At 64.0% G+C, this 15,351-nt stretch carries 17 protein-coding genes; 13 read left to right on the top strand and 4 right to left on the bottom strand.

Annotated elements, in window-relative coordinates; genetic code table 11:
• Positions 1–431: 431 nt before the first annotated feature.
• Together KK488_RS15665 and KK488_RS15660 are read right to left on the bottom strand one after the other, a co-directional pair.
• On the bottom strand, positions 432–968 hold the full coding sequence (locus tag KK488_RS15665) for an FxDxF family PEP-CTERM protein (RefSeq protein ID WP_214624639.1): 537 nt from the start codon (positions 966–968) through the stop codon (positions 432–434).
• 234 nt (positions 969–1,202) lie between these two features.
• Positions 1,203–3,275, bottom strand: a complete 2,073-nt coding sequence (locus KK488_RS15660) for a M13 family metallopeptidase (RefSeq protein WP_214624638.1) — start codon at positions 3,273–3,275, stop codon at positions 1,203–1,205.
• A 226-nt stretch (positions 3,276–3,501) separates the two neighbouring features.
• On the opposite strand from KK488_RS15660, the gene KK488_RS15655 reads away from it, so the two are divergent.
• Positions 3,502–4,380, top strand: coding sequence for a LysR substrate-binding domain-containing protein (locus KK488_RS15655; protein ID WP_214624637.1), 879 nt, complete (start codon positions 3,502–3,504; stop codon positions 4,378–4,380).
• A gap of 196 nt (positions 4,381–4,576) precedes the next feature.
• On the opposite strand, the gene KK488_RS15650 is transcribed toward KK488_RS15655, so the two are convergent.
• The gene (locus KK488_RS15650) at positions 4,577–5,971 is read right to left on the bottom strand and encodes a spinster family MFS transporter (protein ID WP_214624636.1); all 1,395 of its coding nucleotides are present in this window, start codon (positions 5,969–5,971) and stop codon (positions 4,577–4,579) included.
• 641 nt (positions 5,972–6,612) lie between these two features.
• On the opposite strand from KK488_RS15650, the gene KK488_RS15645 reads away from it, so the two are divergent.
• The 12 genes from KK488_RS15645 to KK488_RS15590 all read left to right on the top strand — a co-directional run bounded on the left by KK488_RS15645 (position 6,613) and on the right by KK488_RS15590 (position 13,769).
• Positions 6,613–6,978: a response regulator gene (locus KK488_RS15645; protein ID WP_214624635.1), complete on the top strand. Its 366-nt coding sequence runs from the start codon at positions 6,613–6,615 to the stop codon at positions 6,976–6,978.
• A 25-nt stretch (positions 6,979–7,003) separates the two neighbouring features.
• Positions 7,004–7,366, top strand: a complete 363-nt coding sequence (locus KK488_RS15640; RefSeq protein WP_214624634.1) for a hypothetical protein — start codon at positions 7,004–7,006, stop codon at positions 7,364–7,366.
• Between the two features lie 116 nt (positions 7,367–7,482).
• A complete protein-coding gene (locus tag KK488_RS15635; RefSeq protein ID WP_214624633.1) occupies positions 7,483–8,103 on the top strand; it encodes a class I SAM-dependent methyltransferase in 621 nt (206 codons plus the stop codon).
• A 66-nt stretch (positions 8,104–8,169) separates the two neighbouring features.
• Positions 8,170–9,378, top strand: coding sequence for a UbiH/UbiF/VisC/COQ6 family ubiquinone biosynthesis hydroxylase (locus KK488_RS15630; protein ID WP_214624632.1), 1,209 nt, complete (start codon positions 8,170–8,172; stop codon positions 9,376–9,378).
• Between the two features lie 465 nt (positions 9,379–9,843).
• The gene (locus KK488_RS15625) at positions 9,844–10,029 is read left to right on the top strand and encodes a hypothetical protein (protein WP_214624631.1); all 186 of its coding nucleotides are present in this window, start codon (positions 9,844–9,846) and stop codon (positions 10,027–10,029) included.
• The gene (locus KK488_RS15620) at positions 10,020–10,640 is read left to right on the top strand and encodes a hypothetical protein (protein ID WP_214624630.1); all 621 of its coding nucleotides are present in this window, start codon (positions 10,020–10,022) and stop codon (positions 10,638–10,640) included. The genes KK488_RS15625 and KK488_RS15620 overlap by 10 nt, the downstream gene beginning before the upstream one ends.
• Before the next feature lie 242 nt (positions 10,641–10,882).
• Positions 10,883–11,197: a PspC domain-containing protein gene (locus KK488_RS15615; RefSeq protein ID WP_214624629.1), complete on the top strand. Its 315-nt coding sequence runs from the start codon at positions 10,883–10,885 to the stop codon at positions 11,195–11,197.
• 304 nt (positions 11,198–11,501) lie between these two features.
• Positions 11,502–11,951 carry an ArsI/CadI family heavy metal resistance metalloenzyme gene (locus KK488_RS15610; protein WP_214624628.1) on the top strand — a complete coding sequence of 150 codons (450 nt, stop codon included), beginning with the start codon at positions 11,502–11,504 and terminating at the stop codon, positions 11,949–11,951.
• Complete coding sequence (locus KK488_RS15605; RefSeq protein WP_250890514.1) at positions 11,909–12,292, top strand: ArsR/SmtB family transcription factor; 384 nt, start codon at positions 11,909–11,911, stop codon at positions 12,290–12,292. The genes KK488_RS15610 and KK488_RS15605 overlap by 43 nt, the downstream gene beginning before the upstream one ends.
• Positions 12,289–12,948 carry an MIP/aquaporin family protein gene (locus KK488_RS15600; RefSeq protein WP_214624627.1) on the top strand — a complete coding sequence of 220 codons (660 nt, stop codon included), beginning with the start codon at positions 12,289–12,291 and terminating at the stop codon, positions 12,946–12,948. The genes KK488_RS15605 and KK488_RS15600 overlap by 4 nt, the downstream gene beginning before the upstream one ends.
• Entirely contained in the window at positions 12,945–13,355 is a 411-nt protein-coding gene (gene arsC / locus KK488_RS15595) for an arsenate reductase (glutaredoxin) (protein WP_214624626.1), read from the top strand. Before KK488_RS15600 ends, arsC begins: the two co-directional genes overlap by 4 nt.
• 72 nt (positions 13,356–13,427) lie before the next feature.
• Positions 13,428–13,769 carry a zinc finger domain-containing protein gene (locus KK488_RS15590; RefSeq protein WP_214624625.1) on the top strand — a complete coding sequence of 114 codons (342 nt, stop codon included), beginning with the start codon at positions 13,428–13,430 and terminating at the stop codon, positions 13,767–13,769.
• An 87-nt stretch (positions 13,770–13,856) separates the two neighbouring features.
• Here the strand turns inward: KK488_RS15590 and KK488_RS15585 are convergent, their stop codons facing one another.
• The gene (locus KK488_RS15585) at positions 13,857–14,996 is read right to left on the bottom strand and encodes a Fic family protein (protein ID WP_214624624.1); all 1,140 of its coding nucleotides are present in this window, start codon (positions 14,994–14,996) and stop codon (positions 13,857–13,859) included.
• Positions 14,997–15,351 lie beyond the last annotated feature (355 nt).

The following is a 15,351-nucleotide window of genomic DNA, read 5'->3' as shown; positions in this document are numbered from 1 at the left end:
CCTTGGTTGGCCCGTGCAGATTAACCTTTTGCGGGCCAAAAATTCAACCCTTTGTTAACGATATTTTACAACTGGATGTTCCAGAATGAGATGGTTTGCGCCCCTCTGTCCGTGAACAGGCCGGATCCGGTGATTTTGTGGTCCGGATCGGATGGATATCGGCATATCGGCCACCTCTCCGTCCGCGCCTTCGCTGGCGAACGCGACTCCAAACCCGCCCAACCGCGACAAATCCGGCTGCGCGAGTCCCATGCCGTGCGATCAGCCCGCCATGTCGACATCGCCTGGAGACAGTGTCGGGAAAAGGCGACAGGCTGGGCCGATCACGAACCAAAGAGGTAAGAGACGCGCAGCTCGCCGAGCCGCGCGCCTCTTTCTCCCACCATCACTGACCGGATGAGCCTGATCCCCCAATCAAGCCCGTCTGACGGTCAGCTAAAAGCCACGCGCGCCGCGACAACACGACGGCGCATGATGGCGCCGAGCGCGGTCACGCCCACCAGCATCAGACCCCAGGTCGCCGGCTCCGGAACCGGGACGGCCGAGACGTCGATCGTGCCCTGATAGCTGGAGCTGCCCGAGGCGCTGCCCGCCACCTTCAGCGTATAGACGCCGGCGCCGAGCGCGTAGGTCGTGGGCACCGAGCCGAACGCGAAATTGCCGAGCGACGTCATCGTGCTGTCGTACAACGCATAGGTGGTGAAGGTGATCGGGCCACCGGTCGCCGCCGTGTTCGTCATCGTGAGCGACAGGTCATAGGCCTGGCTCAGGGTCAGTGTGAACGTGTCGTTGAAGGACTGCGCGCTGGTGAAGCTGTCACCGAAATTGCCGGTCTTGTTCACCTCGTTGAACGTGCAGTAGCCCAGCCCCGAAAAGCCCGGGCAGGAAATCGTCACAGACGCATTGGCGGCCGGTGCCAGCAATGTCGCCGCTGCGGCAGCCGAGGCCGCAAGCAGATATTTGTTCATGGTAGGTCTCCCACGCCCCAATTTGTGGCTGTCTGAATAATCGCACGGGTCGACGTGGTTCGCAAACAAAATTAATATTTTCGGTTAAGGCGATTGTGCCGAAACGAGACGGCAATAAATGGCTGATTTTCGCCATTTTTCGGGTCTCTGTGGATAAGGTCCGTTTGTAAAATGTGGCGGTGGAGCGGCCGGCGTTAACCCTTGGTCTTAACGACCGCTCCTTCGCTCTGTTCACTACCAGACACGCACTCGCGCATCGCTCGGCAGCGCCAGCTTCGCGGTCGCCGGAATCGCATAGGCATCGTACCAGGGATCGAGATTGCGCACGATCGCGGTGCGCTGCTCGGATGGGGAGTGCGGGTCGGTCAGCAGGCGCTGGCGCAGATTGGCCTCGCGATAGCTGCGCCGCCACACCTGCGCCCAGCCGAGATAGAAGCGCTGATCGCCAGTGGTCCCGTCGATCACCGGCGCGTCCTTGCCACCCAGCGCCGCCTTGTAGGCGTCATAGGCGATGGTGAGACCGGCCAGGTCGGCCATGTTCTCGCCCAGGGTCAGCGCCCCCTGGACATGCTCGCCCGGCAGCGGCTCATAGGCGTCATATTGCTTGACCAGCTTGTCGGTCAGCACCTTGAAGTTGGCGACGTCCTGATCGGTCCACCATTGGGCGAGCTTGCCGGTCTCGTCATATTTCGCGCCCTGATCGTCGAAATGATGGCTGAGTTCATGGCCGATCACCGCGCCGATGCCGCCATAATTGACAGCCGGGTCGGCGTTGGGATCGAAGAAGGGCGGTTGCAGGATGGCGGCCGGGAAGACGATCTCGACCATGCCGGGATTGGCATAGGCGTTGATCTCCATCGGCGTCATCTGCCACTCCCAGCGATAGATGGGCTGGCCGAGCTTGCCGATCATATAGGCATAGTCGAACTGGTTGGAGCGGATCGCGTTGCCGAACAGGTCGTCGCGCTTCACCTCATAGCCCGTATAATCGCGCCACTTGTCCGGATAGCCGATCTTGGGCGTGAAGTTGGCGAGCTTCTGGTGCGCCCGCGCCTTGGCCTGCGCGCTCATCCAGGTGAGGCCGTCGATGCGTTTGCCCATCGCGGCGATGATGTTCTTGACGAGCTGGTCCGCCGCCGCCTTGGTCTCGGGCGGGAAATAGCGCGCGACATACTCCTTGCCGACTTCCTCGCCGAGCGAGCCCTTGACGAAGGTGACGGCGCGCTTCCAGCGGATCTCCCGCTCCGGCGTGCCGCTCAGCGTCGTGCCGTAGAAGGCGAAATTCTCGGCGGCGATGGCATCGGGCAGATAGTCCGCGAACCCGTCGAGGCTGCGGATGATCAGCATGTCCTTGAGCAGCGCCAGCGGCGCCTTGGCGATCAGCGCCGCCTCGCCCTTGATCGCGCTCGGCTGGTTGACCAGCAGCGCGTCGCTGGTGACGCCCGATGCCTTGAACAGGCTGGCGAAGTCGAAGCCGGGCGCGAGCTTGGTGAGCTGCGCGACCGTCATCTTGTTATAGGTCTTGTCGGCGTCGCGGCTGTCGATGCGGGTCCAGTGGACCTTGGCGATCGCCGTCTCGAAGGCCATGATCGCCGCGGCGCGCTTCTCGCCGTCCGGCTCGCCGGCCAGCGCGAACATCTTGGCGATATGCGCGACATAGGCCTTGCGCGTCGCCTCCATCTTGTCGCCGGGCTGCAGATAGAAATCGCGGTCGGGCATGCCGAGCCCGCTCTGGGTCAGCGTATAGATATAGCTCTCGGGCGCCTTGTCGTCCTGCCCGACATAGCCGCCGAACGGCCGGCCGACGCCGTTGCGCGCCGCCTGCGCGAGGATAGCAACGTAATCGGCGCGCGTCTTCACCGCCTTGATCGCGTCCAGCCAGGGCTTGATCGGGGCCAGCCCGCGTGCCTCGACGGTGGCCTGGTCGAGGTAGGAGGCATAGGCATTGCCGATCTTGCTGTTCGGATCGCCCTTGGCTTCCTCCAGGATCGTCTGGGTACGCTGCTTGGAGAGATCGTCGAGCACGGTGAACATGCCGTAGTTGGACTTGTCCGCCGGAATCGGGGTATTCTTCGCCCAGCCACCATTGGCATAGTCGTAGAAATTGTCCCCCGGCGCGATGCTCTTGTCCATTCCCGCGGTGTCGAAGCCATAGTCGCCGATCGTCGGCTTGGGGGCGGGCGCGGCTGCGGGGGCAGCGGGGGCGACCGGCGCGGGAGCGGGCGCCGGCGCCTCGCTGGCGAGGCGAGTCGAGCAGGCGGACAGGCTGACGGACGCTAGGGCAAGCGCAAGAAACGAGCGATGCATGGAATTTCCTTCAGAAGCGTGGATGCCTCGCCGTGCGGCGAGCAGATAAGCCTCTCTAGCAATTGGAATAACGTAACTGAACCGTCATTGAATCGATCGGGTTCACCATGTCTGTGCACTTATGGGCAGAACTGTGCCGATACGCAAAAACGGTACTGGCATCTCGCTCGCAGTTGCGGCATGGTTGTGCGATGCAGCAAATCAACAGGGATAGCTGACTCCAAATATGCGCCGATTGCCACCGCTTACCGCCCTGGAAGCCTTCGTCCAGGTCGCGCGCACCGGTTCGGTGAAGGCCGCAGCCGAGGAGCTGGCGCTGTCCGCGCCGGCGCTCAGTCGTCGCATTCAGGCGCTCGAGCGGTTCCTCGGCTACAGCCTGTTCGAGCGCAAGCATCAGCAGCTCGAGCTCAACCAGCATGGGCATGGCCTGCTCAAGGAGATCGCACCGGCGCTCGATGCGCTGGGCGCCGCGATCGAGAGCGCGACCAGCGGCGCCCGCACGATGCGCGTGCGGCTCGGCATGCTGCCTCTGTTCGCCAGCCAGCGCCTCTTTCCGCGCCTGGGCGAGTTTCATCGCGGTCATCCGGATATCCATCTCGACGTGGATACGAGTCCCAACGCCATCGCCCGGCTGGGTGAGGGGCTGGACGCCGCGATCGTGCTGGCGCGCGACGTCGACCCCGGGCTTTACGGCCGTGAACTGGATCGCGATCAGGTCTTCCTCATCGCGTCCCGGGCGCTGGTCGAGGGCGAGAATGCCATCAGGAAGCCGCAGGATCTGGCGAAGCAGACCGTCCTGATCCACCGCGACATGTCGGCGACGTTCGACATCTGGAAGGAAGCGGTGGGCCTGCCGCAGCTGACCCCGGCGGCGATCGACTATTATGATTCCGGCGCGCTCATGCTGGAGGCAGCGGCGCAGGGCCTGGGCATCGCGGTCATGCACGGCCGGCACTTCGAGAATGCGCATGATCCCCGCATCATGCGCCTGTTCGATCAGCAGATCGAGAGTCCCTACCGCTATTTCTTCGTCTGCCGCCCCAAGGCCCTCGAACGCCGCGGCGTGCGCGTGTTCCACGACTGGCTGATCAACGCCGAGATTTAGGGCGGCGGTTGCCGGGTCGGAGGGGATTCCCGCCAGTAGCCCCTCCCCTTCAGGGGAGGGGTTGGGGTGGGGCTGGACGCTTCGAGTGATCGCCATGCGAGCGATGCGGACGCATCGCCCCCACCCCCTACCCTTCCCCTGAAGGAGAGGGGCTAACTGTCCGCTAGATAGTCGACTGCTGCCCCGGTGAGCATGCTCAGCGCTTCGGCCCGATCGCCCGTGCCGCCAGCCAATAATGCAGCGCCGGCCAGACCAGCATCGGCGCGCTCGACAGCAAAGTGATCGTCGTGCCCTGGAGCAAGGCGTCGGTGCAGAGCTTGATCGCGGCCGGCGATGCACCGGCAACGGCGCCGGTGCCGCCGGCGCAGGCGGTCGCGAACGAGCCCGGATAAGAAGCCGCGCTCAGCAGGTCGATGGCCAGCCCGGCGAGGACGGGGCCGAGGCTGGCGGGCAGGCCCGAGACGAGGCCGACGATCGCGACCATCATCGATCGTGCGCGCGGATCGGTGCGGGCATGGAGCACGGCGAAGGTCGGCGGCGTGAAGAAGACGGCGACGACCGAGGGGAAGAACAGGATGACCGAGGTGCGAAGGACGGTCGGCTGCAGATAGGCTGTGAAATAGAAGGGGATCGAGACGAGAATGCCGATCGCCGGCACCCACATCGGCCAGCGCGGATCGCGGCGGCCGAGCCGGTCGCAGAGATAGCCGCCGATCAGATTGCCGAGAATGCCGCCGGCGAGGAAGGTGGAGCTGAGGACGATCCCGATCGTCGTGTAGCTGACCGCATATTTCCGCGCCAGGAACGGGGCGAAGAAGGTGCTCGCGCCGGTGGTGACCAGGACGACCGACGTATAAGCGAGGATGACCTGGCGAGTCACCGGGTCCCTCCAGAGGCCTGCCGCAACCTCGATCATGCGCGGCTGCGCGCCCTTGATCGCGCCGGCATCATAGCGTCCGCGCGGCGCCTCGCGCACGACGAGGGCGAAGATGATCGCGACCAGCGCGCCGGGCAGGCCCAGATAGATGAAGGCTTCCCGCCAGCTCAGATGGTCGACGATCCAGCCGCCGATGATCGACGCGCAGATCGCGCCGATCGGGATCGCGATGGTGAAGATGGCCAGCGCCAGGCCGCGCCGGTGCGGCGGAAAATAGTCGGTGATCAGCGAATGGCTGGCCGGCATGCCGCCCGCTTCGCCGACGCCGACGCCGACACGGGCGAGGACGAGCTGCCCGTATGTCGTGACGCGTCCGCACAGCGCCGTGAGGAACGACCAGGCGATCATCGACGCCGTGATGATCATGACGCGGCTGCGCCGCTCGGCGAGCCAGGCAAGCGGCAGGCCGAACAGCGAATAGCTGATCGACATGGCGAAGCCGGACAGCAGGCCAACCTCGGCATCGCTGATCTTGAGGTCCATCTTGATGGGCTGGGCCAGGATGTTGATGAGGTAGCGATCCATGAAGCCGAGCAGGTTGGTCAGCGTCAGGAAGATGAGAACGATCCAGGCGTAGCGCATCGAAACGCCCGGCACGGCGGGGTTTTCCGCGCTGCTCGCCTCGGCCAGGGGAATGTTGGACTGTTCGTTCACCGGCATCTCCTCACGCCGGGACGATAGGCGGGCCGTCTCGCCGCTGTAAATGATCATGTTAAGCTTTTTTCGGATCGGCGCCTGATTTGAGGGCGTCGTGCCCGGGCAGGGGCGCTGGCTCGCTTGTCCTGCACGCCCGGTTCCATGTCAGTCCCGACGTGCCGGACGGCACCCGCTCTTTGACCCCGTGGAGTTCCCCGAAATATCCTGTGCTTCTTCCCGGGCCGCCCGGGGCTTTTGAAAATTCCCCATGCGTCACACGTGATAAGTTGGTGAAGTTCCGATCCGGAAACGGCGGTTCCGCGCCATTTCCTTGCCTCTCGCTTCACCGCATCATTTACCTTTTCGTAACCAGACTCCGCTTAAACCAGCCTCAGTACCGCGCCGATCGCCGCCATAGTCTCCCACATGGTCCGGCGGTCGGCGCTAACTCTCTCCATCGTCAAATCCCTGGAAGGGCCCGCGAAAGCGGGCCTTTTTTCGCGTTCACAAGCGGTTCAATCCTGCTTTGCGAGAGAGCCGCGGTTCGTCGCGGTGCATCATCTTGCCGTGCTGAACGATTTTTAAACATGCGGCGTCCTATCGTGCAGACAGACTTGCCGGTGGACAGGCAGCAAGGACGAAAGACGGGCAAAATGCCGATGACGAGGATTCTCACGGTGGACGACAGCCGCAGCATGCGCGCGCTGCTGCGCATGACGCTCAATGGCAATGGCTTCGAGGTGGTCGAGGCCGAGGACGGCCAGGCCGCGCTCGACTGGCTGGAGGACAATGAGGTCGATCTCATCATCACCGACATCAACATGCCGCGCCTCGATGGCTTCGGTTTCATCGAGAAGCTGCGCGGCGAGCGGCGCCGTCATGTCGGCCGCCCGATCCTCGTGCTGACCACCGAATGCACCGACGACAAGCGCGCCCGCGCCCGTGAGGCCGGTGCGACGGGCTGGATCGTCAAGCCCTTCGATCCCGAGCGCCTCGTCGCCGCCGTCCGGCACGTCGTTCATTGATCGCCGCGCACCGACACCCGCTCCCATGAGCAGCCTCCCCACCATGCGCATCGCATCGCCGCAGCAGTGCCCGCCCATGCCGGAGGAACTGGTCGTGCGCGCCCTGATCGCGGACGAACTCGACCGGATCCGCGAGACGCTGGAGGAGATGGGCGTCCAGCTCTGCTGCGATCCGGAGATCGTGCGCAGCCATTTCGGCGCGTTGCAGACGATCGACGAGCTGTGCCAGCGCAACGAGAATCTCGCCCGCACCCTGCGCGCCGGCGACATGGCGCAGGAGACCGCGCTGATCACGCTCGAATCATTGCGCACGCGCATGCAATCGGCGCTTGCCGAACGCCGGCCCTATAACGACGCTGCCTCCATCGGCATGCGGGCGAGCCGCTGACGGGCGGAAACGCTGCCGCCAGGCCGCGCGCCTGCACCAATACGCATCTTGCCCCTTTCCTTGCGCACGCCCTCTCTTTAACATGACATATTCATGAAACGCCTGTGTGAGGGCCAATGACCACCGACGGATCCGTGCTGAGCGACCACTGCACAAAGGCGGGCGACTATCTCAAGTTTCTCCACGCCTGGATCCGCCAGCCGCGGCAGACGGCGTCGATCGTGCCCAGCAGCCCCTATCTCGGCCGCCTGATGGCCTCGCAGATCGATCCGCAGGGCGGGCGGGTCATGGAGTTTGGCGGCGGCATGGGCGCGCTCACGCGGCAGATCCTCGCGACCGGCCTGCCTGCCGATCATCTCGAAGTGGTCGAGATCAATGAGAGCTTCGCGCGCAATCTGCGCCGCAATTTCCCGGGCGTCACCATCATCGAGGCGCCTGCCCAGTCCGTGCTGGCCGCCTCGGTCGGCGGCGCGGAAGGGTATCAGTGCGTGATCAGCGGGTTGCCGCTGCTGGCGATGAGCAAGCCCTTGCAGCAGTCGATCCTCGCCGAGGCGTTCAAGCTGCTCCGGCCCGGCGGTTCCTATATCCAGTTCACTTATTCCCCGCGCGCGCCGCTCGCCGCATCGGTCGCCAGGGCGCTGGATCTCGGCGTCGAGCGTGTCGGCACCATCGTGCGCAACGTTCCCCCCGCGACCGTCTTCCGGTATCGCCGCAACGCGGACATGGCCCGGGGCTGACACGCCTGCGCCAGGCAGCGTCATTCCCGGTCGCCTTTCGCCCCGCGCGGCGCTAGAGACGGGATCATGCAGCGCTTCGACGTCATCATCCTGGGCGGCGGCCTTGTCGGCCTGACGCTCGCCATCGCGCTCGGGCGGCACGGCGTGACCAGCGCGGTCGTCGACCCGGCCAAGCCCGCCGCGACCATGGCGCCCGGCTTCGACGGGCGCGTCTCCGCAATATCGAGCGCGAGCTGGAAGCTGTTCGAGGCGATCGGCGTCGCGCCCCATCTTGCGGGCAGGAACTGCCCGATCGACCGCATCTGGGTGAGCGAGGGCCTGACCGGCGGCGCGCTCGATTTCGCGCCCGATCCGGAGGATGGCGCGACCGGCTACATGGTCGAGAACCGTGTGCTGCGGCAGGCGATCGACGCCACCGCGCAGGATGCGCCCGGCGTCACCCGGTTCCAGCCGGACCGGGCGCTGGACATCGTGCGCGATGCCTATGGCGTGACGCTGCGGCTCGAGAGCGGGGCGCGGATCGCCGCCAGCCTGCTCGTCGGCGCGGAAGGACGCGGGAGCCCGACGCGCGAACTGGCCGGCATCCCGGTTGCGCAATGGTCCTATCCGCACACCGCTCTGGTGACGGCGATCGACCATGACGAACCACATGGGAATACCGCCTACGAGATTTTCTATCCCGGCGGACCCTTCGCGCTGCTGCCCATGTTGCCCGGCACGCGCTCGGCGATCGTGTGGACCGTGCCCAACCAGCATGCCGCCGCCTATCTCAAACTCCCCGAGCATGCGTGGCTCGCCGAAGCGGAGAAGCGCATGGGCAGCTTCCTCGGCGCGATCCGTCTCGCCGCGCCGATGCAGAGCTACAAGCTTGGCTATCATCGCGCCGCGCGGATCATCGACACGCGGCTGGCGCTGGTCGGCGACGCGGCGCATGGCATTCACCCGATCGCGGGGCAGGGCGTCAATCTCGGCTATCGCGATGCCGCAGCGCTGGCGGAAGTCATCGTCGAGGGGATGCGCACCGGCCTGGAGCCGGGCGACGCGCAGCTGCTCGCGTGCTATCAGCGCTGGCGCGCGCTGGACAGCCTGAGCGTCACGATCATGATGGACGGGCTCGTCCGCCTGTTCGACGTGCCCGGCAAGCCAGCCTCGCTGGTGCGCCGGCTGGGGCTCTCCGCCGTGCAGAAGATCGGCCCGCTCAAGGAGCGCTTCATGGCCGAGGCGCGTGGCGAGAGCGGGCCAAGGCCGCGCCTCCTGCTGGGCGACATGATCTGAGCCCTCGACCCGTAGGCGGCGCGGCCGCGCAACATGTCGATGATCCCCTCACCAATAATGGCATGAAGTAATCGGACGCCTCGTCAAGGTGAGAGGTTGCGCGCACCTCTTCCGCGCTGGAAAATAAGGTCAAAATAGGCTAATCTTGCCAAGATAGGAGTTGGTTACGACTTCGCGGGGGCGAACCAAATGACAATCTTGGCCAGAATTTCCTTCTGGACGCTCGTCGCGGCGGCAAGTTTTTCGCTGGGCGGCTGTGCGACCATGCCGCCGCCTCCGCCGCCTCCGCCTCCGCCTCCGCCCCCGCCGCCTCCACCCCCTCCGCCGCCACCCCCTCCGCCGCCGACGGCGGGGATTTCACGCCCCGCGGTGGGCAGCATAGCGGTCGCGGGCCCCGGCGCGGCGACATTCTATTTCCTCCCGGGCAGCGCTCTTAACGCGATGCCCGGCACCGAGGCGCAGCGAATGGCGAAGGTCCTGGCGACCCCGGCATTCGGGCCGCGCTTCGGCCCGACCTCGGTCGATGTTCTGATCGGCACGGGCTATGTGTTCCTGCCCAGTTGCGCCGGAACGCTCAGCATGGCGCGGCTCAGGCCCGGACAGATATTGTTCGAGGCGCAGAAGGTCACGGTCACGCTGTCATGTCAGTAGAGACGACGATCAGCGCGACGGGGCGCGTCATCCAGTCGATCGGGGCCTTGATCGCCCTGATGCCCGCTCTGGCGCTGCTGCTCGGGCTGGTCCAGATTCCGCCGAGCCTTGCCGATCTCATCAAGGTGCTGAGCTTCTTCATGACGGTCGGCGTCATCCTGGCCGTCATCCTGCTGCGCTCGAATATCCGCAAGATGAGCAGCAGCTGGGCGGCGCTCCTGGTGATCGGCACCATTCTGGCGGGGAGCGCGGCGGCGACGGCCTATCTCATCGTGGCAGAGCGTCATCTGATCGCCGTCAAGCATGGCGAGACCGTCGACTTCTTCGTCGTGCCCATTCATCCTTCCGCGCGTATCCGCGCCGCGATCGCGCCGTTCCAGGATGATTATATCCAGGCGCTCTACGTGTCCGTGCAGCGCGAGCAGCTGCGCCGATGGATGCGCGATGAATCGGTCGGCGCGTCCATTGTCATGATGACGCTGTTGATGGTCGCGAACATCTTGCTCGTCGCGGGCCTGGTGACGGGCGCATGGAAGGTGGCGGGCGCTATCCGCAAGCCTGCGCAATCGGCAGGAGCTGACGGCATGAACCGGCCCGTGCGTCCGCGATAGCCTGCTCTTGGTGCTCCCGGCCATCGCCGAGCGATACAAGGGGCCGCGATCGTTCGGAAATTAGCGAAATTTCCCAAATATTAGCGGTGAAATCCGCCAAGGTCAGGCCGCGTTCATTCCGTCCTTGCTAGCGCGTCGGCGGAAAAGAGCCATTCCGGCCAATTGGCACGGCACGTGCAAAGCTGAGTGCATGATGGAGAGGGCATCATGGCCGGGAACGGCCGGGCCACAGGAGTTCAGACATGCAGACCTATCAACCTTCGATTTTCGGACGCAGCGACACCATGCTGGGCATCTGCCAGGCGATCGGCGACGATCTCGGCTTCCACGCCAATTATCTGCGCGCCGCGTTCGCGGTCGGGGTGTTCTTCAGCTTCTGGACGGCCCTGGCTGTCTATCTCGGCGTCGGTGCCGTGGTGCTGGCCAGCCGGCTGGTCTATCGCAGCCCGCGCAAGCCGCAGCCGGCGCCTGTCGTCGCCACCGCCGCTGAGACGCTGGAAACCGCACCGGTCATTGCCGAAAATGATCAGCAACTTCCCCTGATGGCCGCCGCTTGATCCCACACGGGCGTCCCTCGCGGTCATCATATCCGGCCGGTCGCGCTCCCACCGCGGCCGGCCGGCTGTATGTTGGCGCTCATTGGACCGCGCAGGCTGGAGCTTTGCCCGGCGTGAGGGCGTCAGGTTAACCCTTTGCCGCGACCCGACAGAGGTTCGTATATTTATCCGACTTCGCCGAGGTTCGATTCCGAACCGGACCGGACCGGACCGGCAAAGGACCAACCGTCGAAACTGGCATATACCGCTTGTCGAATCGATAATTCGGATATAGTCGAATTATCGAAGCAAAGGAGATATCGGCATGAAGCGGTTGCATCTTCACGTGAGCGTTCCGTCGATCGACGAAGCCGTCGCATTCTACAGCACCTTGTTCGACGCGCCGCCGTCGGTGCTGAAGGCCGATTATGCCAAATGGATGCTGGACGATCCCCGCGTCAATCTGGCCATATCGTCGCGTGCCCGCGCGACCGGCGTCGATCATGTCGGCGTGCAAGTCGATAGCCCGGACGAATTGGCCGAACTGGCAACGCGTTTGAAGGCCGCTGGCGAAACGACGGTCGATCAGGAGGCAACGACGTGTTGCTATGCGAAGTCGGACAAGTCCTGGGTAACGGACACGGCGGGTGTTCGGTGGGAGACCTTCTACACGCATGGCGAATCGACCGCATATGGCGAGGACGAAGAATTGCCCGAAGCATCGTCGAGCGCATGCTGTGCGCCCGCCACGGCCCCCAGCGCGGCTTGCTGCTGATGCTGCTGCCCGAAGCCGTCGAAGCCCTGTCCGCGCTTGCCCATGGGCATCGCCTGGCCGTCTTTCGCCTGCTGGTCCGGGCGGGGGCGGGCGGCCTGCCAGCGGGTGAAATCGCCCGCGAAGTCGGCGTGTTGCCCAACACGCTTTCGACGCATTTGACGATCCTTGGACATGCCGGGCTGATCCGGTCGCGGCGCGAAGGCCGCTCCGTCATCTATTCCGCCGATTATGGCGGCATGGGCGACTTGCTGGGCTTCCTCGTCGCCGACTGCTGCGCCGGCCGGCCCGAAATTTGCGCGCCGCTTGTCGAAGCCGCGCAAGGTTGCTGTCCGTCCGCATGATCCGGCGTATCGCCGCCGAATGCGTCGGCACCGCTTTCCTGCTCGCCGTCGTCGTCGGTTCCGGCATCATGGGCGATCGCCTTGCCGCCGGGAACGATGCGATTGCCCTTCTCGGCAACACGATCGCAACGGGCGCGGGGCTTGTCGTGTTGATCCACATATTCGGCCCGGTATCCGGCGCGCACTTCAACCCGGCGGTGACGCTGGCCTTCCTGCTGCGCGGCGAAGCCGATCGGCGCACGGCAATCTCCTACGTCGCGGCGCAGCTTGTCGGGGCCGTGCTGGGCGTATGGGCGGCGCACGCGATGTTCGCCGAACCGATCATCCAGGTTTCGGCCAGGCTGCGGGACGGTCCGTCGCAGGGCTTCGCCGAATGCGTCGCCACCTTCGGCCTGATCGGGACGATCTTCGGCACGCACCGGTCGCGCCCCGAATTCACGCCGGTTGCGGTGGGGCTATATATTACCGCCGCCTATTGGTTCACCGCTTCGACGTCCTTCGCCAATCCGGCGGTGACGATCGCGCGGAGCCTGTCCGACACATTCGCCGGGATCGCGCCCGCCTCGGTCCCGCTGTTCATCGCCGGGCAGATCGTCGGCACCTTCGCCGCTGTCGGCTTCTTCGCGTGGCTCTTCAGGGAGGATTGCCCACAATGACCGACACATTCCCGATCACGATCTACCACAACCCGGATTGCGGCACCTCGCGCAATGCGCTGGCGATGATCGAAGCCGCCGGATACGCTCCTACCGTCGTCGACTATCGCAAGACCGGCTGGACCCGGCCCCTGCTGGACGAACTGTTCGCCGCAATGGGCGCGAAGCCGCGCGACCTGCTGCGCGAGAAAGGCACGCCCGCCGCCGAACTCGGCTTGCTAGCCGAAGGCGTATCGGACGACGCGATCGTCGCAGCGATGGTGGCGCACCCGATCCTCGTCAACCGCCCGATCGTCACGACGCCGAAGGGGACGAAGCTCGGCCGCCCCTCCGAAGTCGTCCTGTCGCTCCTGGATCGCCAGCCGGACCATTTCACGAAGGAAGACGGCGAAATCGTGCGCCTCTAGCGCGGCGGCCCATGTGGGCAACGGGCCTCGATCGCGTCCTCTGCCGGTCCTACCGGCTACGGCGCGATTTGCATGGCGAAACCGGACACGCTGATCCAGCCATGTCTGCGCTGCCGCAGGCCATTCGAGAGCGAGGGCGCCCACCATCGTCTGTGCATGCTGTGCGCCAACAAGACGATCGGCGACGGTCTCGGCTTCCGCGCCAATTATCTGCGCGCGGCGTTCGCGGTCGGGATGTTCTTCAGCTTCTGGACGGCCCTGGCTGTCTATCTCGCGATCGGCGCCGTGGTGCTGGCCAGCCGCCGGCTCATCTATCGCGATCCGCGCAGGCCCCAGCCCGCACCAGTCGTCGCTACCACCGCTGAGACGACGGAAACCGTACCCATGCCGAAAACGATCAGGAGCGTCTCCTGATGGCCGCCGCCTGATCCCACGCAGGCGTCCCTCGCGGTCCATCATAGCTAGCCGGTCGCGCTCCCACTGCGGCCGGCTGGCCGATTTTCAGAGGAGGCGAGGCTCTACTTCTCTGAAGATGGCCTTCCCTTCTGCTATGTTGATCAATCGGGGAAATGCGTAAATCGCTGGAGTTCGCCCACTTCCTTCCCGAATTTTTGTGATTATCCGCTCCCCCTCAAGCTGCCGGAGCATGTTGTTGGCCGTCACTCGGTTGTTGAAACCCGCCGCTTGGGCAAACGCTGTTCCGGATATGATTGGCCTCGTAAAAAATGCGTCGACGACTGCCATCGCATATTGCGAATGCGTGAGATCGACCACAGACCGTTTAGTCGCCTCGTATAGATCGCGTATGTTTTTCACCTTGGCGAGGTTCGCCTCTGCCTGTTCAATCATACCTTGAAGGAAAAAGGTCAGCCAGCCGTGCCAGTCTCTGTGATCGGTTATTCCTAGCAAACGATCGTAGTAATCGTCACGATGCGTTTCGAGATATTCTGACATATAAAACATCGGACGCGAAAGTGCCTGCCGTTGATACAACACGAGCGGTATCAACATTCGGCCTATCCGCCCGTTACCATCCTTGAAGGGATGGAGAATTTCAAACTGGGCGTGCGCAACGGCGGTCTGCAGAACAGGGTCTTCTGTTGTGAGACCGATGTAGGTCTGCCATTCCTCGAGCGCCGAGTTGAGTACGAGAGGGGACGGAGGCACAAAGCGCGCTTTTTCTATCGGATCTCCGCGCCGACCGATCCAATTTTGGTCCTCTCTGAACTTTCCCGGCGTTTTGTCGCGACCGCGTACTCCCTGCAGGAGTTGCTGATGCACCTCCCGTATGAGTGACAACGTGATGGGCCGATGTCCGAGAGCGGCCTCGGCAATACTGACCGCTGCCCGATAATTGTTGATTTCTTCGATGTCTCCCCGTCGCGTTTCAGATGTGACCAAGCCTGCCTCAGCTTCGAGGACTTCGTCCAGCGTGGCTTGGGTACCCTCGATTTTCGAAGAGAGGACCGCTTCGTTTGCGGTTATGGGCGATAGCAAAATTGCCGAATTCGGCAGTGTTTGAAGCATACCGTCATAGCGGGCAAGGGAGGCGTTGGCTCGACCAACGAGAGGAAGAATTTCGCGCCAACGGAGATCGGAGAGCGGCAGGCTGTCGGGCTGGCAAGGCAAAGGCATGGACATCGGATATCATCCACCGATGTTTATGTAAACCGTAACGCCTTCTCGGCTTCCGCAAACTTGTTTGTGATAACTGAAATTTCCGCTGGCTTGTTAATGATTCTTACTCGGCCTCTTTGCCTTTCACGACTCACTCCGCAGAACGTTGGCGTTTCACTAAAGGGGTTGTGAAAGGCAAACTCTCACTTTCGTTCTCATTTAGCTTCAGTGTGCCAAACTATCAAAGCGCGCTCCATTGTGAGCTGCACCTAACCCGGAACTGCCTCAATCACTCCTGCCGCAGATTGCTGATCATCAGCTCGCACCTCCCGGTACGCCACAGGTGAGACCGTTTCATCCACGAGGTTATCGAATCTGG

Origin of the sequence: Sphingobium nicotianae (assembly GCF_018603885.1) — a bacterium.
Taxonomy (GTDB): Bacteria; Pseudomonadota; Alphaproteobacteria; order Sphingomonadales; family Sphingomonadaceae; genus Sphingobium; species Sphingobium nicotianae.
This window is presented reverse-complemented; position numbering and strand designations above follow the sequence as displayed.